The organism is Pseudoalteromonas sp. PPB1 (genome assembly GCF_015356275.1).
GTDB lineage: Bacteria > Pseudomonadota > Gammaproteobacteria > Enterobacterales > Alteromonadaceae > Pseudoalteromonas > Pseudoalteromonas rubra_D.
This window is the reverse complement of record NZ_JACEQV010000020.1, coordinates 76,034-102,494: the sequence shown is the minus strand read 5'-3', so window position 1 is coordinate 102,494 and position 26,461 is coordinate 76,034. Positions and strand designations below refer to the sequence as shown.

The window sequence follows — 26,461 nt, the reverse complement described above, 5'->3', positions numbered from 1 at the left end:
GTTGAAGACTACAACGTTGATAGGCGAGATGTGGAAGTGGTGTGAGCCATTGAGCTAACTCGTACTAATTACCCGTGAGGCTTAACCATACAACGCCAAAGTGGTTTTGTTTGTTAGAAGTTAAGAAATAAAGTAGACGAAAGAATTTAATACGCTTTTCCAGATTTTACAGAATTTGCTTGGTAACCATAGCATTTTGGAACCACCTGACTCCATGCCGAACTCAGTAGTGAAACGAAATAGCGCCGATGATAGTGTGGGGTTTCCCATGTGAAAGTAGGACATTGCCAAGCTCCTAATAAAAGAAAGCCCGATTCGAAAGAGTCGGGCTTTTTTGCGTCTGGAGTAGTTTAAAGAAGCTGTAGATAGAATAGCATCGCCTATTCATCCATGAAGCTGGGTTGGATAGTAAAACTTGTACTGAACAACCTTTGGGGACACTTCCCTGTGGAGGGCTCCCGGCTCAGCGTCCATGCTTCGCGTTCATTCATGTAACCACGTATCCTGAGCGCTCTTCTGGTGCACAGCATCGAAGTTTCTCGATAGTTAAGTAACACCTATATAGCGGCTCCATGCTTTGCCTTCATTAAGGAGCTCGCATTGCTCTGTATGCAATGACCCGTTATGATGAATGCTGGTTGTTGAGGTTATGAGTTGATTGTGTCCCTATACTTACTTGTCTTGTTTGTTATTTTTGCCCTATTTGGCTGCGCTTCCACTTACCTGGTGAAGTTTATTTATTGTTATTGGGTGAAGAAGCAGATTGAGATCCGATATGTATGGCGGGCATGTTTGTGTGCTCTGCTCATTATACCGATTTCTTTACTGAGTCAGTGGTTGGTTTAGTTGTCGGGTGGGATAAGTGCTAACTGCCAGGCAAAGGCTTAGCTTGCTGGCAGTAAAAGCATTAAGGCAGAAGTTATTTCAGTGTGATAGCCTGACATTGGCTGTTGATACAGAGCGCCTGGATAGGTAGCACCTGCTTGCACACTTCACTGGGTGGTGTTTGCTGATTGATAGCGCGCTCTTTTTTGGTTATTGCAACGGCCATTTGTTCTACCTGAGTTTCATCGACGTTGCGAACCGAATAGACGACGTACTGGCTTGGGCCACCGCAGGTTTGCCGCTCTCCTACTCCAATGACTTTACACTGAAAGCTCGCATCACAGCCTTTGTCTGCAACGAATTCTGCCAGCGCAAAGTCATCACCATTGCTTGCAGACTGCGCGGTCTGTGTGGCGCTACAGCCGCTGAGCAAGCCTGTCAGTAAAAACAGCGTCAAACACTGATACTTCATCGAAATTCCCTAGTAGGTTGCCTGATTTGAATGCCCGAGTTTAACACATTTATTGTTAACGCACTGAGTTGCTGGCGCGCTCAGGTGTTCGCAAATACTGATCATCCGATTTTTGGCATTATAGGTGGCTTCGGCATGGGTAAGCTTGTCAGCCAGTTCTTTTACTTTGTCGGGGTCGGCTGTTTTTGTAGAAAAAATCACATAATCAGATGGGCCACCGCATGCACGACTACCGACAGGCAGGACTTTGCACTGAGTTGTGGTATCACATTCTTTGTCTTTGGTAATGAATTTCAGATAGGCACGTTGATTCTTCAGGCCGGCTTCGTTGATCGCGTCTTTATCTATGTGTGCGATAGGTTCTTTTTCCATGACTTTGTCTGCTGGGGAAGGTTTACTGTGTCCAACATCATGGCGTACCGCTGCTTTTTTTTGCAGCTTGGCAGGTTCAACCGCACGCTGCTCCGCAGAGCCTTGTTGCGTGGTGACGGTTTCCTCATTGTTTTGGGGTTCACTGTGTGAGGCATTGCAGCCTGCAATGAATAACAAACTGCAAAGAGAGAGTTTAAACGCGTTCATATTCGATCCTGTTAATTTTTTATCCAGTGTGCCGCGCTTTTTCTCCAGATACAAGAGGTCACGCGCCATAATAACAGGCGCGTGATTTGCTTACAGGCCACCGAGCGTGAGTTTTTGCGGGTCTAGTAATTCGCGTAACTGGGATTCGCTTAGGTCAGTGTGCTCTGCGGCAACTTCTATGATTGGGCGGCCTTGCTGATAGGCTTGCTTGGCAATAAATGCCGCCTTCTCATACCCGATCACCGGATTCAATGCCGTGACCAGGATAGGGTTGCGGGTGAGTGCCTGTTGTAGACTCGATTCGTTGACCTTGAAAGTAGCGATAGCTTTGTCTGCAAGCAAACGGGACATATTTGCCAGTAACTCGATACTTTGCAGGATATTGTAGGCAATGACCGGCAGCATCACGTTAAGCTCAAAGTTACCTGACTGGCCTGCCACAGTGATGGTAGCATCATTGCCAATTACCTGAGCACTGACCATTGCTGCGGCTTCCGGGATCACCGGGTTAACCTTACCTGGCATGATGGACGAACCTGGTTGTAAAGCTTGTAGCTCTATCTCGCTTAACCCCGCCAGGGGGCCTGAATTCATCCAGCGCAGATCGTTGGCGATTTTCATATTGGCGACGGCCAGCGTTTTTAACTGACCCGATAACGCCACAATGGCATCTTGTGAGCCGATGTTATAGAAGAAGTTTTTACTCGGGGTGAAGCGGATCCCAACATTACTGCTTAAGTAGCTGTTAAACGTAGCCGCGAAACGTGCATCGGCATTTACACCAGTACCAACGGCGGTGCCGCCCTGGCCAAGCTCATAAATCTTTTCCAGTGCCTGGACAATACCCTCATAGGCAGAATCGATCTGATGCTGCCAGCCGCTGAGTGTTTGTGCAAAGGTAACCGGCATAGCATCCATCAGATGGGTGCGGCCTGTTTTAACCAAATGACCGACCTCTTTGCTTTTGTGCTCAATGGTCTGAGACAGGTGCTTGAGTGCTGGCAGTAATTCATATACGGCCAGTATGGCACTGCTGACGTGAATCGCAGTAGGGATAACATCATTGGAGCTTTGCCCCATATTAACATGGTCATTGGGGTGGACCGTTTCGCCGCTGAGCTGAGTGGCCAAAGAAGCGATGACTTCATTGGCATTCATGTTGGAGCTGGTGCCTGAACCAGTCTGGAATACATCGACAGGAAATTGAGACAGGTGTTCCCCGTCAATGATCTGCTGACAAGCAGAGACGATGGCCTGAGCCTGGCTCGAAGGCAGGTGACCCAGCTCCTGATTTGACTCCGCGGCTGCTTGTTTTATGTAAGCCAGGGCACGAATAAAGCTACCGGGTAATGTCAGGCCACTGACGGGAAAATTATTAATGGCCCGCTGAGTTTGCGCCTGGTAAAGCGCATCTTGTGGTACGTCTAATACGCCCATGCTATCTGAAACTTGACGAAATTCGCTCATAACAACTCCTAGCTGTACGGATTAAATTCATGGCTAATGATTCTGGCTTCCCGCTCAAGCAGGTAAAACTTGTGTAACCCTCTGCGCTTAGCTTTGTAATAGCGTTTTAGGGCCAGCAGGGGTTTGTAAATCTGCTCCAGACATTGTTGTCTGATGCAGGTATGAACCAGTGGATCAGCAATGTGGTTAAGTAGTTCAAAGAATACTCGTCTGAGGTACAGCTCCTGTAATAACGCACAGGATTGTCGCTCATACCATTTTGCTAACTCGCAGCCAGTGCGTATGAACTCTGCAACTTGCTGTGGTGCATCAAGGTGAGGGCGTGTGCAGTGCGCGTTGAGATGCGGCTTAAAGTTAATAAGCGCAAGCGGGGTCAGCATAGTGGAATATCCTTTAGTGTAACGATAATAATTATCATTACACTAAAGGGCAAGGTAAGCAAGCCCGGATTGTTGTCAGGGCGTTTAATTGTCTAGTTATAGCCAAGTAGAAATTGCTGTGAGGTCTTTTCTCGTTCTTGCTCCGGGCTGGTCAGGATGTTGGCAACTTCCTGACAGTAGTCCTCGCTTTCCAGTAAATTAGGTTCCGCTTCCGTGTCGATCAGACCACGGCTTTGTAACGGGGTTTGAGAGAGATCTGAGGTTGTCATAATGTGCTCCAAGCGTTAAGTGGAATTTTCAGTATAGACAATGCATGCTTTATACCAAGGATAAAAGCTTATATTTTTTATGTGTTTAAGGTTATGCAATCTAAATTGACTTGCATTTTAATGGCAAGATTGCCTCAATAGAGCGCAAACTTGGATCACAGAGGTGCAATATGGACAAACCTTTCTCACAAGCCTGCGAAAACAATAAGCGACCGATACTGGAAAAAATACGACCCTGCCTCACTGAGGTGGCGTCTGTGCTTGAAATTGGTTCAGGCACTGGTCAGCATGCCGCTTTTTTTGCCAGCGCGCTGCCTCATTTAATCTGGCAGTGCAGCGATCTGGCGGTGAATCATGCCGGTATCCAAATGTGGTGCGAAGACAGTGGTGCAGCGAACTTACCGGCGCCGTTGACCCTTGATCTGTCATCAGTACCCTGGCCGGTCACGCAAGTGCCTGCGATTTATACCGCCAATACTTTACATATTGTGTCTGAAGCCCTGGTTGAAGCCTTCTTTGCCGGAGTCACGCAACATCTGGCGCCAGGAGGGTTACTGATGATATATGGACCTTTCAATTATCGTGGCCAATTTACTTCTGCGAGCAATCAGGAGTTTGATGCGTTTTTACGGAGTCGCAATTCGCACAGTGGGATCCGTGATATCGAATGGATCTGCTCGCTGGCCAGCAGTGCCGCACTGACGCTACAAGAAGACAATGCGATGCCTGCGAACAATCGTTTACTGATCTTTAAACGGCAGTAACTCAGCACATTGATTCAGGTAATGGGCCATATGGACACGTTCACGGGTCAGGTAGTCGTCAATTGCCAGAGCAAAGTCAGGGTGACGAATATGGTGATAAGAATAAGTGAAGACGGGCTCGAATCCACGCGCCAGCTTATGCTCGCCTTGTGCACCTGCATCAAAGCGAGTTAATCCGCGACGAATGGCATACTCGATGCCCTGATAATAGCATAACTCGAAGTGCAAATGCGTGTGGCTTTGAAGTGCGCCCCAGTATCGCCCATACAGCGTATGCTGGTCATGCAAGTACAGGCTGGCGGCCACGATTTCTCCCTGTTGGTATGCGCATACAATCGCAAGCTGATCGCTCATGGTGTCACAGATCTGCCGGAAAAACGCTTCGTTCAGGTAACCCTGGTGCCCTGAGCGTTTCAGATAGGTGGTGGCGTAGCACAGATAGAATGCTTGTCGTATTTCATCAGTGATTTCGGCGCCCTGATACCAGCGAACGATTAACGCCTGATTGGTGACCGCTTTGCGCTCTTTTTTGATAGATTTGCGTTTGCGAGAGGTCATGGCATTTAAAAAGTCGTCAAAGTGCTTGTAGTCCTGGTTTTTCCAGTGAAACTGGACACCATGACGTTCCATCAGCTGTTGTTTTTGCCAGCCAGCCCGTTGTGCCGGAAAGTTGATATGCCACCCTGACCAGTTCTGGTGTTGTGCTTCCTGGTGCAAGGCCGTTGTGACATAGTCATACAAAGCATCAGAGATCGGTTCACCGGATAGCATACGACTGCCCACCACAGGCGTGAAGGGAATGGCACAGATCCATTTAGGATAGTAGGCAAGCTGGTGGCGTTCGTATGCTTCAGCCCAGGCCCAGTCAAAAACATATTCACCATAAGAATGGAGTTTGATATAGCCAGGCAGAAGCGCGACCAGTTGACTGTCACGGTATACCAGTAAGTGGTACGGCAGCCACCCCGTGTCTTCGCCTACGCAGCCGCTTAATTCCAGCGCTTCCAGCCACTGAACACTGCTAAACGGGGTATGGCCTGACAGTGCTGCTCGTTCGGTCTCTGTGAGGGTCGCCAGGTCAGTACTAAAGCGGTGTTGATACATAGTTTACTGCATTGCCTTGTCTAAAAACGTGACCAGCTGCGTGGTCATAGGGTCATAATCCGGATTAAAAGACACCCTGATCAGCGGCGTATACTCAGCAAGATTTGCTTTGCTGCGCTCACCAAAATACGGTTTGTCCGTGGTTTTGCAGTGGGCAAAGGCACTGGTGTCGTCAAGGTAAGCATCGCAGTTTCGAAACACACCAGTTTTGCCATAGTAAGGGTGGTCGGGTGGATTTAAAAAGCCAATGTGCGACATATCAATCACGCCGTCCAGCGTTTTGATTTCAGTGACATCAATAGACTCTGGCAACGCGGTGAGCGCATCAGATGCGTAGACTCGCAGTGCCAGTGGCGCTGTGCGTGCCTGTGCCCAGCGTGATAAGAGCTGATAAGTGACTTGGCTATTAATGGTGGCATCGACATCACTGGCAATCACCAGCGTTGGCAAAGAAGCCGGTAAACTGGCCTCACGCATATCTGTCATCGCTTGCTCCACCAGGGTGACTGCATGCAGTGGAAATGACTCATACTTTGCCAGGTCCAGATCGGCTCCCTTATCCACCCAGTCAACCCAGGGGAGCCAGTCCAGCCATTTTGCCAGCCAGGCTTTCTCACTGTGGCTCTGTGTTGCGGGCGCAACCAGTACCAGGGCAGCTAAATTATCTGGCCGACGTGCAGCAATTTCTGTGGTTGCCAGCGCAGCGCCGGTTGAATAGCCCAGCACGGCAAAGTCGCTGTAATCACTGGCTGTACGCGAAATGGCATAGCGCACATGCTGTTGCCAGTCGCGGTAGTCTGTTTCCTTGAGGTCGCTGGCCGCTGTGCCATGCCCGGGCAAGAGCATAGTTCTCACGTCGTAACCCTGTGCATACAGATCTGCGGCCAGAGCGTGAAAGGTAAAAGGCGAATCGGTCAAGCCATGGATCAGCAGCACCGCTTTTTGGTTGTTCGGATGCGTTAACTCAAATGGAGCAACGTAATCAGCGATCTGGGTTGGTTTACTGGGCAGCAATGCAGAGACTTTGGTCGCCAGTTCACAGGGGATCGTTGCTTTGGGATTGCGAGCAAAGATCAGTGCCTGAGTTGTGCGGATATAAGCTGAGTATGACTGCGCCTCGGGTATGTCCCGGATCGCATCACCGGTGCCGTTAGCAAAGCGATAGCTGCCCTGGTTAGCATCAGACTGATAGCGAGGCAGATCGGTCACTAAACTTTGGCATGTTTGCGCCTGCACTGGCATGGCCATCAGATGGATAAGTGGAGCCAGTAGGGAAACTAACAATCCTTTTTTCATCATGATTTTCGGTATTGTGTTAAGCATTGCACCAGCTTATCGCGCTCCAGCGGTTTTGCAAGGTGGCTGTTAAATCCAACTGCCAGTGCGTAAGTTTTATCTTCGGGCATCACATCCGCAGTCAGGGCGATGACAGGCAATTGCTGCTGAGTGAAGCGTTTACGCAGCAGCGCGGTTGCCTGATAACCGTCAAGGAGTGGCATCTGACAGTCCATGAGCACCAGATCAAAGGCTTGGTCTTGGCAGGCGTCTACGGCTTGTTGGCCATCACTGACCAAGACGAACTCCACGTCAATCGATTGTAGCATGGCTTTGATGACAAGCTGATTGACCGGGTTATCTTCGGCAACCAGTACCTGCATGCCTTTGAGTAAGGTTGGGTCAGCCTCGATATTTTGCGCCAACTGCGCATCGCCAAAGGGGCAACGCAGCGCAAAGGTAAAGGTACTGCCTTGTCCCGGTGCGCTTTTAACTGTGAGCTCGCCTGCCATGAGTTCTACCAGCTCTTTGCTGATTGCCAGGCCCAGACCGGTGCCGCCAAAGCGCCTCGATGTTGAGGCGTCGGCCTGTGTGAAAGGGGCAAAAATCAATGGCTGTTTGTGGTAATCAATGCCAATACCGGTGTCGATGATAGAGAAGGTAAGCAGGTAATCACTATCACCATGTAGTACTTCACAGTGTAGGGTTACTTTACCGTTGTCGGTGAACTTGACGGCATTACTGCACAGGTTTAAGAGGATCTGCTCCATCCGCAGCTCATCGGCTTTGAGCCAGCAGGCGCCGCTGATGTTAGTATTCAGCTGCCACTGCAATCCTTTGTCCGCAGCACTGGTGGCAAACAGGCTATCTATGCGGCCGAGTAACTGCTGCAAGTTAAAGTCGTGTTGTTCAATGACCAGATGGTTCGACTCGATTTTGGCAATATCAAGAATATCATTCACCAGGTTGAGCAAGGTTTTTGCTGCCATATCAATCCGGTTGGCATAAGACTGAAGGGTGTCAAATGAGTCGGTCGTCTTCATTAAAGAGGCAAACCCCACCACCGCATTTAGTGGGGTACGCAGTTCGTGGCTCATATTAGCCAGAAAGCGGCTTTTAGCCTGGTTGGCACGCTCGGCATCTTCAACGGCCTGGCGCAGGGACTGAGTGCGCTGCTCAACCAGATGATTGAGTTCGTAGTGCTGATAGTTGTTAAGTAGCACGATAAAGATGATCAAGGCGGTGATACTGAGCTGTAATAGCAACAACAACACGGTTTGTCGGTGGTTGAGGCTGGCAACAAAATCAGCCCTGAGCTCCAGCTTGATCCGCCAGACTTGGCCACCAAATTGAATACGGGTTTCAAACAGATTTTCTGCTGCCACCTCTGCGGCTGAGAGCGCATGGTTACTATAGAAAGGCTCGGCCTCATTGCCATCATACACCGCAATATTATAGCTGCCGGCCTGTGACTGCTTCAGTGCCGAACCCAGCAGCGTATCGGTTTGTACCACCGCGGTGGCATAGCCAAGAATATCCGCTTGAGGGTCGGTTGCGCCGCGTCGGTACACCGGGGAGAACAACAAATAAGCTGGTACCGGCGTATTACTTTGAATTAATTCTATGATGTCTGTGGCCTGTGGTTGCACGGCAATAATCGAGTTTTCTAGCGCTTGTTTGCGATTTTCACGCGAATACACATTAAAGCCCAGTGCACTGAAGTTTTCTGTTTGCGGTGAAATGTAGGTGACCACTACCAGAGGATCATCTGGGGTTAGGGGCAGCCCTTTGAGTTTCACCCGGCCATCGTATAGCGTATCAAACTTTTCCTGAAGGGCATTCCCCTGTGTTTGATCCAGCCTGACATTCCAGGAAATCGCTCGCAAAAATGGATAACGAGCGCGCTGTTGCTCGGCGATTTGGTGAAACTCGTCAGCGTTTACCTCGCTCAGAGACTGCAACTTAGCAGCTACGCCCTGCACGGCCAGCATGCTGAGATTGACCTGTTGTAACAGCAGGTTTTCTATTAACCTGAGCTCTCTTTGCGCTTCTCGTTTGGCGGCCTGAACATTACCTTGATTGTATAAGTAGGTGGTCAGCACCACAGATAAAAACAGTACAAAGCTGGTGGCAAACACATTGCGACTGCGGTGATAACTGTGTTGTTTGAATGCCCATGCATCCAGCATCAGCAGCAGTAACGGGGTAAAGATCAGTATGCCCAGGCTATCGCCCAGCCACCAGGCCACCACATTCTGCCAGTGGTGGCTAAACTGATACTCAGGGTTAAACAGGCTAAGTGAGAAGACGCCAATGTTGGCCGAGATCAGGTTACAAAATATGCCAACCAAAAAGATGTAGTAGGCAATGTGTTTGCGGGTTCGCATTCGCAGCGGATCGCCCAACCAATGACGCAGAATAGAGCCACCGACCAGTCCCTGCAGGCAGGCGCCCAGCGCAATAATTGAGACTTGCAGCTGTTGCGATAAGGTCGCCTCGGAAAATGTATAGCCGTGGGCTGTGGTCCAGTTAAACAGCGCCGAGGCGATAAATAAGCCGGGTAGAAAGCGCCAGCCCCAGATCAGCACACCTACCAGGCCGACGCCTGCGGGCAGCCAGATGGGCAGCACCTGATCCTGAAACGCAAAAGCGGTGAGTATTTTTCCCAGCACAAAGTAGCTCACTGTCATGAGCAAATAGGCAGCCCATTGGTGGTACGCTGTGCGAAATTGGAACTGCATGTTGATCCTGTCCTTTCGTTAAACTGGCAGGGGGCGTTTGGTAAACGTTTGTTTCAATACTATGGTCGACTCAATCCCTGCAATACAGCCGATGGCGCCAAGGCGGTGTTTGACAAAGTGCTCATAGCTGGGCAAATCTTCGGCAATGATCTCGAGTAAATAATCATGTGCACCGGATACCACAGAGCAGCTGAGTACCTGCTGCAGTTGTTCCACATCAGATTCAAACTGAGTGGCCGCTTGCGCAGAGTTCTCGCTCAGGCGAATAAAGGCATAGACCAATACAGTATAGCCTAGTGGCTGTGGTGCCAAAGTGGCGTGATAACCGAGAATAACACCATCTTGTTGTAACTTTTTGACACGCCTTAAGCAAGGGGTGTCTGATAAACTGGCTTGTTCCGCAAGTTGCGCATTGCTCAGCCGGGCGTTGTGCTGCAATGCCCTAAGTAGGATACGGTCTTTATTATCAAGGTGCGCCATAGTAGTGGATTCTGCTAACTGATGTTGATTTATTTATAATTATTACTAACCCAGTCTAGCGTTTACATGAATTTTAGCAAATTTTAGCGCAAGAGTTTTGATAGCCTGAGAGCTCGGAAGTTAAGGAGTTTGTCATGACTACGCTGACACAGGCATTTGATCACTGGATCCGCAGTGATTTTGTTACGCTCAACGACACGCTGGAGGCTGCATACTGGCAGCAGCAGGATAAGGCGAATGTTGTGGGTGTAGAAGACCAGATAAAACAACAACTATTAAACGAAGGTCAGCAACACATCCAGGCCTTGCTGGCAGAGGGCAATACCGATGAAGGCTTCGATAATGCGTTCGATCTGCTTGGCAATGTTGGCCTGTACATGGCGGCATGTCGTCGTCATGAACTGACCGAGCCCAGCCGGGAGCACTATTCACCACTCAAGGAAGCCTCTGCGCTGGCCATGCACATTGGTGCGTCGATTGGCGTGACCCCTCGCTTTGCTACAGCACACCTGACCACACATAATCGTGCAGTTGATGGGGTGTATAAACGCTTTACCAGTCATCCGGCTGAGCAGCTATTCATTGATTACAATACCCGTGCTATTTTGGCTTATAAACGTGCCGCAGAGTGTTTGTTAAAGATCCAGCCGCTGGGTATTTCGCACCCCATGACGCCTGTGCTGCTGGCCCAGGTCAAAGAAGGCCTGTTAGATGTGATCCGTTCTAATCAGTGTTTGTTTGAGCAGCTGGATACCGATGCTTTCTTTTACGTGGTGCGGCCTTATTACAAACCTTACCGGGTGGGTAAGGAGGTGTATCGCGGCGCCAATGCCGGGGACTTCGCCGGGATCAATGTCATCGATATGCTGCTGGGGTTATGTCAGGCCAATGATGTAAATTACGCTCAGATGCTGGTGGATAAGTTCCTGTATATGATGCCCGAGGATCAGGCCACTTTGCGCGAATGTATGCGCTTGCCCAATCTGATGGATGCGTTTGTGGCAGCAGCGTCGCAGCATCACACCAGTGGCTGGTATCAGGAGGCGGTGAGTGCTTTTGTACAAGTGTGCAAACTACATGGCGATACCGCTATTCAGCATCATAATCAGCTGGTAGAAAAATACATTGCACAGCCTTCGGGCGATATGAATACGCAGCATCTGGACAAAGTCACCGCCAGTGGGCCGCCTTTACCTGTGTTGCTGAACCAACTGGCATTACTACGAGACAAACGGGCGGCGGCAAAACGTGAAGATGTCTTTACCCGCTTTGATGATTTAAATACGCTGCGTCGCAGCATAGCAAAGGACACATAATGAAACAGGCCGATTTCTCGTTACCAAAGGGCCATTATTTACTCAGCCACTCGGTAGGCCGGCCACTGAAGACGGCCAGGCAGGACTTTATGACGCGCTATTTTGACCCCTGGTCAGGTGATAATCATGAGCCCTGGTATCAATGGATTGACGGCATACAACAATTTACCGCAGCCCTGGCACGGTTATTCAATAGCCAGGCGGAGTATTTTTGTCCACAAAGTAACCTTTCCAGCGGCTTGACGAAGTGGGTAATGAGCCTGCCGGAAACAGGCAAGCAAACCGTGCGAGTGCTGATGAGTGAAAGTGACTTTCCCAGCATGGGCTTTGTGTTGCAGCAAGCCGTACCGGATGTTGAGATCCGCTTTATTCCCGCGGCGCTGGATATGTCAGACTTAAGCGTCTGGCAGCAGCATCTGGATGATGATATTGACTGGGTGTTTGTGAGTCAGGTGTACTCCAATACAGGACAACAAGCACCGGTTGAAGACATTACCCTGCTGGCCAAAGCACAGGGCTGTCGGGTGATCGTCGATGTGGCTCAGGCAGCAGGCGTGATCCCAATTGACCTGTCAGCCAGTGCTGCGGATTGCGTGCTGGGTTCTTGTGTTAAATGGCTGTGTGGCGGGCCTGGTGCCGGGTTTATCTGGGTTAATCCCAGCATTCTTGAGGTGTGTCAGCCTAAAGATGTCGGCTGGTTCTCACATCAAAATCCTTTGGAATTTGATATTCATCATTTTACACCCCATCAAACTGCGTTGAGGTTTTGGGGAGGCACACCGTCCGTGGCAGCCTATATTTTTGCCGCACACAGCATCCAGTATTTTGCTGAACTGGGGGTTGAACAGGTGCGGGCACACAATCTGGCATTGCTGGCGCGTTTGCAGGCTGAACTGGCACCCTGGTACATTGCCCCGACGGATGCAAAGCGCTGCTCAGGCACGGCTATCCTTAATGTGGGAGATAAACAAGATAAGGTGCTGGCGGCGTTACGGGAGGCCGGTATCGCGGTCGATGCCCGTAAGCTGGGGATCCGTGTCTCTCCGCATATTTATACTACTGTGGATGACATTGACGTCTTTATCCGGGTATTCAAAAGCGCACTATCGGGATGAGGTGTGGCTCAGCCCCAGCGCTTTTCTGGTCTTAGTTTTGACTGAGCGCCAGTGAGTCACCGGTTGTGTGGGCGCGCGTTGTAACAGCTGCTCAAAATCTATGTCGGTAAAGGCAATTTCACTGTGGTGTGCCAGCATCACAGTGTCAGGTTCAAGCTGTTGTAGTTTTAACAAAGTAGCACGGTACAGTCGGGGGTAAAACACCGGATAGGGTGGGATCAGCTTACCGCGCACCTGCACCATCACATCGGCAATATACACGGTACTGCGCTGTGCGTGGTAGAGACTGATATCCCGATCGGTGTGGCCTGGGGTATGCAGTACCTGCCAGTCTTCAAAGCCTGGTAATGAGGCCCCATCGGGCAAGTAGACATCTGGTTTGAGGGTGCGGGCGTACCAGAGATTTTTGCGCGCCTTGCGTTTGCGTCCGGCAACCCATAAGGCCAGTGCGATGTCCGACAAATGCATCAGCACGCCATCTATCCCCTGATACCATTGACCTGGACAATTTGCCGTGGCAATGTGCGCGCCGCTTAGCTTTCTTAATGCATGCGCCCCACCGGCATGATCCGGGTGCATGTGAGTGACCACAATGAGCTTGAGCTGATCGACAGGGCGACGTAATTCATCGGTAATAAACCGGCAGATCAGCAACACGTCTGCACGGCTGCAGCCATCCAGCAAGAGCAGCTTGTCCGGATACTCCACCAGGTAAATATTCTGAATATAGCCTTCGAGGGTATGGATCTTCATGAGTGTATTTTATTCGCACGATTTCATGTCATATAGGTAACACATCTGACCAGATAGGCAAAATGAAATTGTCGGCAGGGGCGTCAGCTTGTCATTTTTCCTTAACAATAAATACATTTTCTAGCGTGACCCATGAATATAATCATAAATTATTGTGCTTTGTTCGCTTTTTGGTCATATGTTTCTGTTTCGGGTTTTCGTGAATCGCTGATGCTGGTACATTTGCGCCCAAATAATTTAACATTCAAGTGGTGTTGTTTTGGGTTGGTTTAATTTATGTTTTTTCTTGTTAGTATTTTTTGTCGGTGTGCAGGCCGCCAACGCCCAGCAAACGTCCGGGTCTAATCAATACACGCCTCAATTACCCCCCCATGCCAGTGGGTTACATTTGAAAGGCAGCAGCGATCAGCTCAGCTGGGTCGCCGTTTCGGGTGCAACTTACTATTACATCGAAGCCTATCGCGGCTATGAGGTTTACCAGGCACGCGATAAGAGGGCGATTGACGCAGGGATTATGGGCAACGAGAGAGACCCACTGAGCCAGGCGAATGCCGGTAGTGCCCCTTTACCAAACACAAGCGAGGTTTTTATACCTCGTTATCAAAGTTATGGTCGCAGTTATACATTAGCTGCGCCATTCAGTGATGCCCGTTATTTGATCATTCCCTGTAATCAGGTCGGCTGCGGAGCGGGCTTTGTTGCGCAGCAATATGATGCGCAGCACTATTATCTGAGTATAGAGTCATTCCAGACCGACAGTTTGACGGTGCTCCCCTGGGAGCAGACTAAACTGAGCTGGAAAGTGGCGGGTGCGCATAATGTCAGCTTACTGAAAGATGGTCAGCCCTATCGCACCGGCTTACCGGGTCATGGCAGTGAAACTGTCAAACTGGGGCAGAGTGCCCGCTTTACACTCCGTGCTGAAGGCCACAACCAGCGAACAGTCGAAAAACAACTCCAGCTTATTTACCATGACGTAGCAGATGCCGACACCGTTCATCAGGGGGTCTATTCTGTGCGTTTACAATCCATCGGGCTTGATCCTGTGCCTCGTACCGTTATTGCCGTAGATGACAAATACCTGTTTTTGACTGATAAGCGTAATGCACTGCACAAAATAGATCATAGTCAGGCACAAGCCAAAGTGGTCTGGACACAGCAGCTCAGCGGCAAAGTGCTTAACCAACCCTTGTCGTTCAATGGTTATCTGTACTTCGGGGTAAGCAGGTTAGATGGCAGCGGAGAAGTATGTCGGCTCGCTGTGCAATACTCTACCCGGGTGAATTGCAGGACGACGTCAGACGGTGTCATTGCCGGTGCCGTGATGGTCAAGCGGCAGGGGTTGACGGGTGTGCCCATCAGTGGTGCTTCGGGTGCCAGCCACCGGTTATCGGGGACGAACTTTACGCAACCGGGTTTTGATTCCAGCATCGTCTTTATTGACCGCAAGGGATTGGTCATGGAGTACGATGCGGCATTGAGCGGCTTATATCAAAGTGCTTACTTGCCTGCCCATATGCGCCAAAGCGACTACCTGGTTACTCCGTCGGTGGACGCGCTGACACGCACCCTTTACCTTCCTTTTATCAGTGCCAGTGATGGTCACCGCAGTGTGGCGGCGATTTCAATTGATGACCCGAGCGCCTTTAATGACAATGGACCCACAGACCCCGCTGATCCGATCAATCCCGATCCGATAGACCCCGGTGGCCCAATCGATCACTTTTCTGTGCCCTTAAACCTGCCGTCAGAGCGCGAGCTGGCACGTAGCATTCAAAATGCCGCCTATAACGACAACATGATCACCGTGGAATGGACACAAGACACAGGAGCGGGCAATGAGTAAACGATTCATAATTGTGGTTTGGATGCTGTTATTTTGTGAGACAGCATTTGCTGCTGTCTCTGTTCCGGAAGAACTTATGCGAAGGCAAACAGAATATTGCTTAGGTGCCGGTGACACTTTCGTGATGCCTAAGGGTCAGCAATTCCCCACGGAAGTTACGTTCAATATTTACAAGAAATCAATGGGTGCGGATTATGCGAGAGTTGAGCTAACCAATCACACAACCAAGCAGGTCAGTAACTTTTCTATTTTACCCACTGTTGCATCTTATACAGGGACGATATCTGAATTGGGATACTACTCCCTTCGTGTTGAATACTTATATACCGAAAATAATAAATCGTTAAAAGGAAAAAGGGGTGGAGAAGTCAGTGGTGGTCTCTACGTAGAGACTGCGGTATGCCGACCTCAGATTGGCGTTGTCGAAGAGACCCCTCCAGAGGTCACACTAGAGTCGACCAGTGCTCAGGGTAAAACGGTTACGCTGAAGGCTACTGCGACTGATGATGGTCGTGATATCGAATCTTTGAAAATCTGTTTGATTGAATCTCAGGAGCGTTGTGACCCGGTGATTTCATGTACCAGCGATGCTCAAGGACGATGCAGTGGCTTTAATGATCGTGGCGAGGTTACTGCCACCTTGTCTTATGAGCAGCAGTATGGACAGCGTCTCACGTTCAGGGCAACGGCCACAGATAAATATGGTGTGTCATCCAGCAGTGAGCATCAAACAGAAGTTATCACTGAAGACAACACCAGCTCAAGCGTCTCCCTGACACTGTATAACATGGACGGCCAGCCGCTTGAAAATGACGTAATGCTGTCTGGTGAGCAAGATATCATAGCCGTTGCGCATGTTCAGGACCAGGATGAAACTTCGGCCAACTGGCCCAGCTCAGCCACGCTGAAAGTGAATGCCAATAATGTTGCCCTGATCAATCGCACGAATTCTCTCACTTTAAGCACAGGGTCGCTGAATGCGCAGTGCTTCAAGTCTGGCAACGAAACGGTAAATAGAAGCGATACGTACTGTTATCGGCAAGTTCGTATCTCAAGCTCGACTCGGTTTAAGGCATTAGCCGGAGGAGGGGAATCCAACGAGATTGCGATTAATGTGGCAACCCGGCCTAACCTGACCAACGTATCCCTCCGGGACGACGTCGTTTTGCCGGGTACCTCGCTTAAGCTGGCGTTTTCCGTGGTTGATGACAGTCAGGCTGTAAGTAAAGACCGAATTTCAGTGTGCTACATGCCGCGCGCAGCGTCGTCTGCCACGCTGACCAGCTGCGAAGGGGCCACTTCGGTGAGCAGCGCTTTAGTACAGGGGCAAAATAACACCTATACCGCAGAGTTCTCAGTGCCACAGCCCGGGCGTTACCACCTGTTAGTCCTGGTGAATGACAACTCCGGGTTAACGGATGCTCAGGCGCGCTCTTCGCTGACCTTTTCCACTATCCAAAGTGCGGGCGTTGCGCTGCATGTCCCGAACTCGGATGACCTTAACCCGTCCGAAGGGTTGCAGCGAATGCGGGGCACAGCGTTCGAAGAAGAGATCCTGGTTGGTGCATTAAGTTCTGAACCTGGTTATCTGTGCCGCGTAGCCTTGTTCAGTGAAGAAGCTGGTGGAGAGATTGCCAGCGCAGTCGTAGAGCAGGCATTACCCAACCTGGAAGATGACAATAACAGCCTGGTCGCAAAACTCACCTGGTCACCTTCGTCATACCTGCCAAAAAACTTGAACGTAAAGGCCAGAGCCTATTTGCGACAGGGCAGTGTGTGCAGTGCCTCTACTGAGCGGGCCTTTGACAGTGTCGCGTCTTATTCATTTACACTGAATTCTGAGGTCCCCACGAACCCACAAGTGGTGCTGGAGCATGATGGCACTGCATCTCCGGGTGTGATCAAGATTACGCTAGTAAGAAGTGGAGCAGATCATGCCAACCAGTATGAGCTTTACGAGTTTGTTGGCACCGCAGATCAAGCATGGGATCATGACCTGACAAACTGGCATCGCGCTGGGCCATCGCTCAGTGCAGACAACCTGCCGTTACAGCAGTCCGTGACAAAACCGCCTGTGGATCATAACAAACGCGCGGTGTACTGCGCTGTTGCTACCAATGAAGATCACACGGGGCCTAAAACATATAGTACGTCATACTGCGCTCAGACGACCATTCATAATCAGGGCGATGCGCCCCCACCGGCTTATTTTGATAACGACGACTATTATTTTGGCCCTTATACACTCAACATTGAATCCGCGTCGAATTATGCCAGCCAGGCTGATTTAGCGCTGTATTTTAAACTTGAGCGCAAATTGGCAGGCAATAGTGACTGGGAAGTATTGAACCAGCAACTGGAAGCCCGACCTTACAGTGCCAGCGCGCCTGAAGCACAATATGCGATCACACGGCCCGCCGCCAACCAGACGGTTACATATCGGGTGACGGCATTTAACCGCAATGGTGCGCAGAGTGTTCAAAGTGCACAAAGTACTTTTTCTGTGCAGCACGTGAACGCAAAAATTGTCTCGGTTGTTCCCGGCAGTGGCGAGCGGGAATATGTGGTAACCGGTGTGGCGTTTGCCCCACAGGGCAATATCGTGTCGGTGCAACAAAATACCACCGGAGTCAGCCATCAGCTGGGTGCAGCTGACGTTAGGTATATCGACAGCACCAGGCTCAGGGTGAAGGTCCCTGAGCCGATAGAGCAAGCCTATACGCAGGGTGGCTTTGTGGTGGGCATCAAAAATGCGTTAACCAATGCCAGTTACTCAACTTACAATGTAGATGGTACGTCTGGTGACGTGGCAGACCCTCTGAACTATACGCCCACCGTTGGCTTTAATGGACAGCAGTATTTGGGTAAAGGTAACGCGCTTTACGCCGAGAAAGATCTCCAAACCCAGTGGTTTCGCGAAACGGGCGGGCAGCTCAGCTCTCGCCCGATAGTAACGCAGTCGGGCATTGGCAGCGATGTGGTGTTTGCCGGATCGCAGGACCATCATATTTATGCCTGGAGCCAGATAGGCACCCAGTTATGGAAAACAGCCACGCGTGCGCTGTTGAGGCCGAAGGTCTGGTGGTCGGTGACGACCAGCTCAGCGGCCAGTTATTTTATGGTTCAGCAGACGGTGCTTTATATGTGCTCAATGCCACAACCGGTGCCATAGATTATTTATACCAGCTTGGCGCTAAGGTGAGCCAGAAGCCCATGGTGGTTGGCAATCAGATCTGGGCAGTAACCGAAGACGGTCAGTTACATAAGCTCGACCGTCATGCCGCAGGTCTGCAACCGCTGCGCTGGGGCGACATGGACAACTCGCCTTTGCTGGATGCATTTACACAGGCGTTTCCCGCAGGCTGGACCCCTGGAGAGGATGTCGAGGCGCTGTATTCATTGCTGCGTCTTGGCTATCTGGTTTTAGGCCGGGATCTGACCCGTCATGAATTGTCTTTTCTGGCTTATGCAGTGATACATCATAATGTCACGCTGTTGGAAGTTGCGGATGCAATGTTGGCATCAACAGAGGGTCAACAGCGCTTTGCTCCGTCATTGGATGAGACGCAGTTTTACGACCAGCTGATTAATCTGACGTATCACTTGTCGGCCAATGGCCTGGCGGGTTACGACAGAGCTTACTGGATCAACAGGTTAAAGACTGATCTGTCGCGGTCGCAGTTCTTGCTCGAAGTTCAGTGGTCGTCGGGCTATGCCGTTACCTATAATCAGGCAGTAGTCAGTACGCTGTATTACTACTATGGCCATTGTTATAAGGATGCCCTGTGTAACGACTGGGTTGACTCGGATGGCGACAACGTCAGTGACGTGGCAGAAACAGTGCTGGGAACCAATAAACTCGACCCCCGTGATGGCTTACTAAGTGCCCCTGACCTGACATTAACGCCCGAAGGCGCAGGCCGTATTAAAGCCGAATTTAGCTACGGCCGCGATCTGGCCAGGTTTAAGCTGGTGGATGTGGCCAGCAATACTGCACCAACCAGCCATGCGGCGGAAAATCGTCAGGCAGAGGCAGTGCTGGTCTATCCCAACGGCAGCCACCGCTTTTATGCCCAGGCTTGTATTGATGTGGCAGTGAATGCAGCTAACCCGAACAATACAACTGAATTCTGCTCTACGCCGTCGGCAGAGCAAACCACCACTGTGCTGGATAGCTTAGCGCAGGGTCAGATAACCCCGCATTCTCCACCGCTGGCAACCGCCAGTTTTGAAGCGGCGAGTAGCAGTGCACTGGACACCCACTATAAGTATAGCTTCACAGCGGGCAGCTTCCGGGTCAACGAGCAAGGGGCGGCAACGTATAGCATTCCCATTGCATTACCACAGGGAATAGCTGGGGTAACACCTGAGGTGAGCCTCAATTACAACAGTCAGCAACCGGCATCGTCAGTGGCTCAGGGGTGGCAACTGTCGGCAGGCTCGGCCATTACGCGCTGTCGTCAGACGCTGGCGCAGGACGGCGCATTTAAACCGGTTTCTATTGGTCTGGATAATGAAGATCGCTATTGCCTGGATGGTCAGCGGCTCATACTGATCAACAACGCAGAACACGGTAAGGTGGGTGCAGAGTATCGCACTGAAATAGATTCCCAGCAGCGCATTGAGATTGAGCCAGGAGAAGAAAGCTACAAGGTGCAGTTTGTTGTGTATGGTAAAGATGGCAGCAAACGTATTTATGGCGGCACAGACAATAGTCAGGCTGGGGGGGAGCAGTACCCGTCCAGCTGGTTGATACGACAGAGCATGGACAGTGTTGCCGCCGCGGGCGCTGCAACCGAGCCTGCCGCAAACGTCATCCAGTATCGTTATCGTCATGGCGGCTTAGCTGGTCGTCCGGACTCCGCGCTGGGGCAGCTGGAGACCGTGTTATCGAGCATTAATTATAGCGGATATACCGTGACCTTTAACTATCAGGCGGGTCCCGTGCGTAATCTGGCCTACAGCCTGGAGGCGGTATCGCAGCCCATGCAGGCACAGGCAGAATTGACGGACATCCGGGTCAGCAAAGGTCAAACGCCACTGCATTACTATGAGTTACAGACGGAGCGTGGGGCTAATGGGGTGCGTCAACTCAAGCAGGTACGCCATTGCGACCGACCTGTGTCAGACGGTGATGCAACGTGCAAACAGCCAGTGACATTTGACTATGAGCAAACCAAAACCTATCCGGAGATGTCAGCCAGCCAGGATCTGCTTGGTGTGGGTATGCATGAGAAAATCGTTGCGACCAGTATTCTGGACAGCAATGGCAATGGCGAGCCGGAGCTGGCGGCGCTGATCCAGCTGCAGGACACCTACCAGCATGAATTGTGCCTGATAAAGCGTGATGGTACCACCCAGTGTCAGGTGATAGACACGTATAACCGCGAAGACAGTGTCAGCATGATGCCCTTTGATCGTGAAGGAGATGGAACTCAGGGGCTGTTGATCCAGACCAAAAAGCCGCTTCATGGCGCCGACGTGAGCATCCAGTGGACATATTTTGTGTTTGATAAAACCCCCTGGCAGAGCAGCTCTATCACGGGGAGTGGCAGTATGAAGGCGCTCCGCATTGGCGATGCCAATGGTGATGGCTTTGACGACTTAATGTATACCGACACAACAGCCTATCAGCAGCCGCGCCTGGTGCTGAATGGCGATATTTCATTAGGTTATCATCAGGATATCCAACGTAACCTGGAGAACGATGCTCCCTTTTACTTTATGGATATGGACTTTGACGGCAAGGCTGATCTGGTGACATCTACCTGCGCAAAGGACGGATGTCGTGAACCTGGCAAGTATGACTATGTGTTTGTCTTTTATAATCGCTATGATCCAGCCAATCTTAAACATAAGTTCGAAGTGGGCACTTACTCATCTCAGCCTGTTGTACATAGCAGCCTGACACCGATGGACATCAACGGTGACGGGACGCTGGACCTGATGTATCAGAATCAGGATGACGACTGGGAAGTCGTACTGGGTCGCCCGGCACATGGAGAAGGGTTGTTCTTTGACCGGGATGCGATCACGACCCTCACGCCCCCTGATAATGTCAACATTACAAGGGAAGTCGCTATCTGGGCCCCCCTGCTGGCCGATCTCAATGGCGACGGTCAATCAGAGCTTTATGTGACGGGTAAATCGACCACTGGCCCGCGAGAGTTTGGCTTGTATCGTTACGAGTTTGAGCCGGGCACCCGAACCTTTAACACGCCAACGGAGGTGGCTTATCGGCTTGACCAGACACCAACGTCTGGCGCGATGGTGTTTTTTGCAGACATGGACGGTGACGGCACCCCTGAGCTGGTGGCGCAAAACCATCATCAGATCACCCAGTATGGCCGTACATATCAGCAATTTGGGGCCGGGCGCCTGAGTACCATCACACAGGGGATGGGCAATCAGACCAGGATTTACTATGGTGACATGTCCGACCCTGCTGTTTATCGCAAAGGGGATGAAGCGGTTAGCGCACAAATGCAAGCCGACAGTGACCTCAAAGTCACCGATTTGGCAGCCGGAGCCAGTCTGGTCCGTGAGGTGCAAACCAGTGCTCTGGATACGCAAACGGGCGACACAACGCTGAGCGTGACCTATGAATATGAAGGCGCGCGGGTGCAATTTGGTGGTCGTGGCTGGCTGGGCTTTTCGGCGCTGACCACCAACACCACCAAAGACGGTCTGCACATTGCTACTCGCACAGAGTACGAACAGGCCTTCCCGCTCACGGGTATGCCAAAGCGTACCACTAAAACATTGTATGTGGATGGCAGGGCACAGGTGCTGAGTGATGCCTATGATGACTACGCTGAGGTTGCTAAGCCCGGCTTAACAGGGACCTTTTATCAGGTTTACAATCAGAAAAGCCGTACTTGTAGTGCCCGAGTAAATACCGACAAATATTGGGCAGACGGGTATGATTGCAGCCAGACCACCACAATCCAGGATGACTATGGCAACGTGACCAAGATGGTGGTTGCTAAGTACCCGCATGATAAAAGTACTTTGGGAGATCTGGTTCTGCAAGAGCCTGTTACTGTGGTATCTGGTGTGACGACATCCAATTACTATGGCACCCCAGAAGAGCAGGCGCTGGGTCGTTTGCGCGATGCGGTTGTGATACATGCCCGTGCAGGACAGGGCTATATCAGTCGTACCAGTCACTTCACTTACATACAAAGTGGTGCGCTGGCAGGGTTGCTGGAAACCGAAATCGTGGAGCCCAATGGAGCTTGCGATGCCTACCTGAAAACCACGAATGGCTATGATGACTTTGGTAACCTCATCAGCAAGCAGGTGCAAAGTAAAGACGGTTGTTCAGACTCTATCAACCGAACCAGCACCACGACCTATGACGGTGAAGGGCGCTATGTGGTGTCGCAGCACAATGGAATATTCACATCTGCGCAGGTGATATCGCGGAATAAGTATGGCCAGGTGACAGAGGCCCGCAATGCCGATGGGGTGTCGCAGTACACTTACTATGATGCGTTTGGCGGTGAGATTGGCAGCCATTCACCCAGCGGGGCACAGCAACGCACCCTGATGACGGACTGCCTGATTGGTGCGCCAGCCTACTGTGCATTTGCCAGTGCAACTTATGTGAATACTGAACTGGTCGCACGCACTTACTATGATCGCCTTGGCCGAGTGTTAGCTAAGGCGCGCCTGACGCCTAAAGGGCAGTGGCTCCAGGATACCACCCATTATGATAAGTTTGGTCGGGCTGTGGTTGTCACGCCGGCAGGCCATGCATCAACGCACACCTATTATGATGTGCTGGATCGCGTGATCCAGGTGGATGACCATCAGCTGGACTTAACGACTACTCAGCGGGTGGAAGATCGAACACTCACCGCGCAAGTGACGGCCACAAATGGCAGTGATATTCCGGGAGGAGCCCAAACGACCATCACCACACACAATGTGCATGGCGAGAAGCACACAGTAACGGATCAGACCGGTCAGGTGCTGACCTACAGCTACAACCGGCTCGGTTTGCTGGAAACGGTGAAGTCCTCTGCCGAGGGTAATACTGCTCTTATCACCAACACCTACAATCTGATCACAGGCCGTAAAGAGGGCACTGAAGATGTTGACCGGGGCAACTGGCAGTACACCTATAATGCACTGGGCGAACTGCTGACACAAACTGATGCCAATGGCGATAAGCAGAGCTTTGTGTATGACGACCTTGGCCGTAAAACACAGCTCAACATTAACGATGCGGTTGATAGCCAGTGGCACTATCACCCCAGCCAGCCCTGGCGTCTGGACAGCGAGCAACGCGGCAGCTGGGCACGGTCATACCTGTACGATCCGCTGGGGCGTCAGGTCGCATCGGTCACCGATCTGGAAAGCGCACTGAGCTGTAAAGATGAAGTCAGCTATGAGCCTGCCACCAAAGATGTGCGGATAACCGACGCACTGGCCTCAGTGCATGATGCTAAATGTGTTGTACAGCTGACCACCTTTGATGAATATGGCCGGGTGTTCCAGCAGTTTGATGACTATCGTCGTACCCGGGATCGCGGCCGCTTTGTAGAGGCCCGGGGCCAGCGCTTGTATTACAGCGCAGGCCAGGTGTATCAGAAGCAGGAAGCGCGCGAGGGGGATGCCGGACAACTTTACTATGTTGCCGAATCTGAAGACAGTGCCGGACGTGTGATTGGCTATAAAAAAGGTCACTTCAGCATGGTGGTGGGCTATGACAGCCGTGGCAACCTGAAGACGCTGGGCGTAGATGAGCACAGTGCTTACAGTCACATTCAGCAGCACAGTTACACCTTTGATGCGCTGGGGAATCTGACCAGTCGCGCCCTGACTGCGGCAGAAACAGCGACCACCTTTGGCTACGATGCACTGAATCGGGTGACGACGGTGAACGGTGAGGTTCGTTATGGCTACGATGCAAACGGTGACCTCACCAGCAAAGATGGCTGGACGCAAAAGTATGGCAAGGCAGGTGAACCTTTACATGCCATCTATGAGCGGGTTAAAGGGTCACAGACCGAAACCTTCCGTTACGATGCCAATGGCAATCAGACAGGTGCAACGGTCTTGCTCAGTGGGATGTCGCAGGAACGTACGCTGACCTACAGCGCCCGTAACAAGGTCACCCAAATCAGCCAAAATGGCGAGGTGATAAACTTTGAGTACGACGCTAATAACCGCCGTTATAAGCGCACAGAAGGCAGCAAAACCATCTACTATGTTGGCGCGCTGGAGATTGTGGATGAAGGCGCCAGTGGTGAATTTGCCAATCAGCATTATGTGCGTCGCAGCATTAACGGCGATGCGGTGCAGACGTATCACCCGAATGGGCAGGCCAGCCTGCAATGGCTGTTTACGGACCATCAGGGCTCAGTGGTGGCCATTACCGATTATGCCGGTAAGTTCCTCAAACGCTTTAGCTATGACGTATTTGGTAAACAAAGCGAGGTAGTCAGACCGCCCAGCAGTGATACCAGCTACACTCAATGGTCCGCAGCTACAATGGGGATCTTTACCCGGGTGCCTGCGAACAGCCGCAGTTATACGGGCCATGAGCCCATTACGCTGGGCGGCGATAACCGCATCATTCATATGAATGGTCGGATCTACGATGCAGACACCGGCCGGTTTATGCAGGCGGATCCGGTGGTGCAGGCGCCGAGTAATCTGCAGAATTATAACGCCTATACATACGTGCTGAATAATCCGCTTTCGTATACGGATCCTAGTGGGTATTTGTTTAATAAGCTTGGCAGCTTGTATAAAAAGTACTGGCAGGGGACGATAGGAAATGCGCTACGTGCAATTTCTAAAGTGCCGGTCCTTAATGCGGCTGCTCAGATTGGGATTGGGATAGTTTGTGGTCCCGGAGCCCCAGCTTGTTTGGGGGCTTATAATGCGGCGCAAACTTATGCTGTGACGGGGGACTTTGGTGCATCTTTAAAGAGTGGTGCCATATCGGCGGCCTCTGCTTATGCTTTTCAGCAGATAGGTAAGCACTTTAAAGCTAAGTTCGGTATCAAGCCAGGTTCAAACTTATCATTCGCAGACTTGGAACTTGGCCAACAATTGCAATGGGCTGGAAGTCATGCACTTGTGGGTGGCGTCACTAGTGTCCTGTCAGGTGGCAAATTCGGACATGGATTTATTGCGGCTGGCTTTACTAAAATGGCCATGGGCAATGCCGGGTTTAATATGAATAACCGCGCATGGACGGCAATTGCAGGTAGAACGGCTGTGGCTGCTATTGTTGGTGGTACAGCGAGTGCTATTACCGGTGGTAAGTTCTCAAATGGCGCACGAACAGCTGCTATGATGCACTTGTTGAATGCTGAGGGTAGGGAAATGCTTCGTACAGAAATAACTAAACGAGCCACTAATGAAGAAAAGTCTCTACCGGAGTTAGTGGTTGATGGGGCTGTATCAGTTGTATCAGATGCATGGCATGTAACAAAACATGCAGGTAAATTTTATTATTATGGTGCATGTTCATTGGCAACAGGAGCACAAAGCTGTACGGCAAATTTTGATATACTATATAATGACTCTGCTAGAATAGGCGGTGCGATATATGAGTATTTACATGACCCTAGTACTCAATCTGAGGTCAATAAGGGGTTATATGATTTATATGATGTTACCGCACAGAGTGATGTATCACAGGCTTACTTAACAGGACGCATCTCAGCATCAATAGGTGTGAAATATCATGCAGGAGGAGCTGTTGCCTCTTTGGCTTTGGTTGGAGGGATGCTGAGGGCGTCCCAAGTATATGGTAATAATTTGACAGTAGAGCATTTAATTCAAAATGGGATTGGAGTATATGGTGAATAACTGTACGAATTGTAATGCGAAACTTAAGTTTAATGCTTTTTTTGCATGTGAATTCTTTCCCTTAAAGTGTAGGAATTGTGGTTTTATTTATTACAGAAAGTATAGAGCTTTAAGTTGGGTGTCTTTTTTTTCGCTACTATTCTCTCCACTGTTGTTAGTGATTTATATTGTTGACGCTTTTTTTATGGTTTCGGGAGTGCTTTTTTTAGGCTGTTTTTCTTTTTTTATGGATGTTAAGTTTT

16 protein-coding genes and 2 rRNA genes are annotated in these 26,461 nt (G+C 50.7%); 8 read left to right on the top strand and 10 right to left on the bottom strand.

All coding sequences use genetic code 11. The features are described 5' to 3' along the window. Window positions 1-89, top strand: a 23S ribosomal RNA gene (locus IY568_RS18350); the annotation flags it as partial. Window positions 90-178: 89 nt separating this feature from the next. Continuing rightward, window positions 179-293 (top strand): 5S ribosomal RNA (gene rrf, locus IY568_RS18345). 626 nt (window positions 294-919) lie between these two features. Here the strand turns inward: rrf and IY568_RS18340 are convergent. The 5 genes from IY568_RS18340 to IY568_RS18320 form a co-directional block, all read right to left on the bottom strand. Beyond that, window positions 920-1,297 (bottom strand): hypothetical protein, encoded by a 378-nt coding sequence (locus IY568_RS18340; protein ID WP_125564736.1) that lies wholly within the window; start codon window positions 1,295-1,297, stop codon window positions 920-922. A 9-nt stretch (window positions 1,298-1,306) separates the two neighbouring features. Next, window positions 1,307-1,876 carry a hypothetical protein gene (locus IY568_RS18335; RefSeq protein ID WP_194868348.1) on the bottom strand — a complete coding sequence of 190 codons (570 nt, stop codon included), beginning with the start codon at window positions 1,874-1,876 and terminating at the stop codon, window positions 1,307-1,309. A 90-nt stretch (window positions 1,877-1,966) separates the two neighbouring features. After that, window positions 1,967-3,343 carry a class II fumarate hydratase gene (locus tag IY568_RS18330; RefSeq protein ID WP_194868347.1) on the bottom strand — a complete coding sequence of 459 codons (1,377 nt, stop codon included), beginning with the start codon at window positions 3,341-3,343 and terminating at the stop codon, window positions 1,967-1,969. Between the two features lie 8 nt (window positions 3,344-3,351). Beyond that, on the bottom strand, window positions 3,352-3,723 hold the full coding sequence (locus IY568_RS18325) for a hypothetical protein (protein ID WP_125564730.1): 372 nt from the start codon (window positions 3,721-3,723) through the stop codon (window positions 3,352-3,354). Window positions 3,724-3,815: 92 nt separating this feature from the next. After that, window positions 3,816-3,992, bottom strand: coding sequence for a hypothetical protein (locus IY568_RS18320; protein WP_194868346.1), 177 nt, complete (start codon window positions 3,990-3,992; stop codon window positions 3,816-3,818). Window positions 3,993-4,162: 170 nt separating this feature from the next. Here IY568_RS18320 and IY568_RS18315 point away from each other — a divergent pair, with 170 nt between their 5' ends. Beyond that, complete coding sequence (locus IY568_RS18315; protein ID WP_194868345.1) at window positions 4,163-4,756, top strand: DUF938 domain-containing protein; 594 nt, start codon at window positions 4,163-4,165, stop codon at window positions 4,754-4,756. Here the strand turns inward: IY568_RS18315 and IY568_RS18310 are convergent. From IY568_RS18310 to IY568_RS18295, 4 genes are read right to left on the bottom strand one after another with little or no spacing between them, the layout of a single operon-like run. Further along, window positions 4,733-5,860, bottom strand: a complete 1,128-nt coding sequence (locus tag IY568_RS18310; RefSeq protein WP_194868344.1) for a GNAT family N-acetyltransferase — start codon at window positions 5,858-5,860, stop codon at window positions 4,733-4,735. The genes IY568_RS18315 and IY568_RS18310 overlap by 24 nt on opposite strands. 3 nt (window positions 5,861-5,863) lie before the next feature. Continuing rightward, window positions 5,864-7,183 (bottom strand): alpha/beta hydrolase, encoded by a 1,320-nt coding sequence (locus tag IY568_RS18305; protein ID WP_194868343.1) that lies wholly within the window; start codon window positions 7,181-7,183, stop codon window positions 5,864-5,866. Then, complete coding sequence (locus IY568_RS18300; RefSeq protein WP_194868342.1) at window positions 7,156-9,876, bottom strand: ATP-binding protein; 2,721 nt, start codon at window positions 9,874-9,876, stop codon at window positions 7,156-7,158. The genes IY568_RS18305 and IY568_RS18300 overlap by 28 nt, the downstream gene beginning before the upstream one ends. An 18-nt stretch (window positions 9,877-9,894) precedes the next feature. Then, window positions 9,895-10,356, bottom strand: a complete 462-nt coding sequence (locus IY568_RS18295) for an Lrp/AsnC family transcriptional regulator (RefSeq protein ID WP_125564720.1) — start codon at window positions 10,354-10,356, stop codon at window positions 9,895-9,897. A gap of 134 nt (window positions 10,357-10,490) precedes the next feature. On the opposite strand from IY568_RS18295, the gene IY568_RS18290 reads away from it, so the two are divergent. Together IY568_RS18290 and IY568_RS18285 are read left to right on the top strand one after the other, a co-directional pair. Then, window positions 10,491-11,672: a PrnB family protein gene (locus IY568_RS18290; protein WP_194868341.1), complete on the top strand. Its 1,182-nt coding sequence runs from the start codon at window positions 10,491-10,493 to the stop codon at window positions 11,670-11,672. Then, window positions 11,672-12,787, top strand: coding sequence for an aminotransferase class V-fold PLP-dependent enzyme (locus IY568_RS18285; RefSeq protein ID WP_194868340.1), 1,116 nt, complete (start codon window positions 11,672-11,674; stop codon window positions 12,785-12,787). Before IY568_RS18290 ends, IY568_RS18285 begins: the two co-directional genes overlap by 1 nt. Here the strand turns inward: IY568_RS18285 and IY568_RS18280 are convergent. Continuing rightward, on the bottom strand, window positions 12,776-13,540 hold the full coding sequence (locus IY568_RS18280) for an MBL fold metallo-hydrolase (RefSeq protein WP_194868339.1): 765 nt from the start codon (window positions 13,538-13,540) through the stop codon (window positions 12,776-12,778). The two genes, IY568_RS18285 and IY568_RS18280, sit on opposite strands and share 12 nt — an antisense overlap. A gap of 286 nt (window positions 13,541-13,826) precedes the next feature. Here IY568_RS18280 and IY568_RS18275 point away from each other — a divergent pair, with 286 nt between their 5' ends. The 3 genes from IY568_RS18275 to IY568_RS18270 are packed head-to-tail and all read left to right on the top strand — an operon-like array spanning window position 13,827 to window position 26,219. Further along, window positions 13,827-15,386: a hypothetical protein gene (locus IY568_RS18275; protein WP_194868338.1), complete on the top strand. Its 1,560-nt coding sequence runs from the start codon at window positions 13,827-13,829 to the stop codon at window positions 15,384-15,386. After that, a complete protein-coding gene (locus IY568_RS24890; RefSeq protein WP_228553439.1) occupies window positions 15,379-18,558 on the top strand; it encodes a hypothetical protein in 3,180 nt (1,059 codons plus the stop codon). The genes IY568_RS18275 and IY568_RS24890 overlap by 8 nt, the downstream gene beginning before the upstream one ends. A gap of 41 nt (window positions 18,559-18,599) precedes the next feature. Next, the gene (locus IY568_RS18270; RefSeq protein WP_323744761.1) at window positions 18,600-26,219 is read left to right on the top strand and encodes an RHS repeat-associated core domain-containing protein; all 7,620 of its coding nucleotides are present in this window, start codon (window positions 18,600-18,602) and stop codon (window positions 26,217-26,219) included. Window positions 26,220-26,461: the final 242 nt, after the last annotated feature.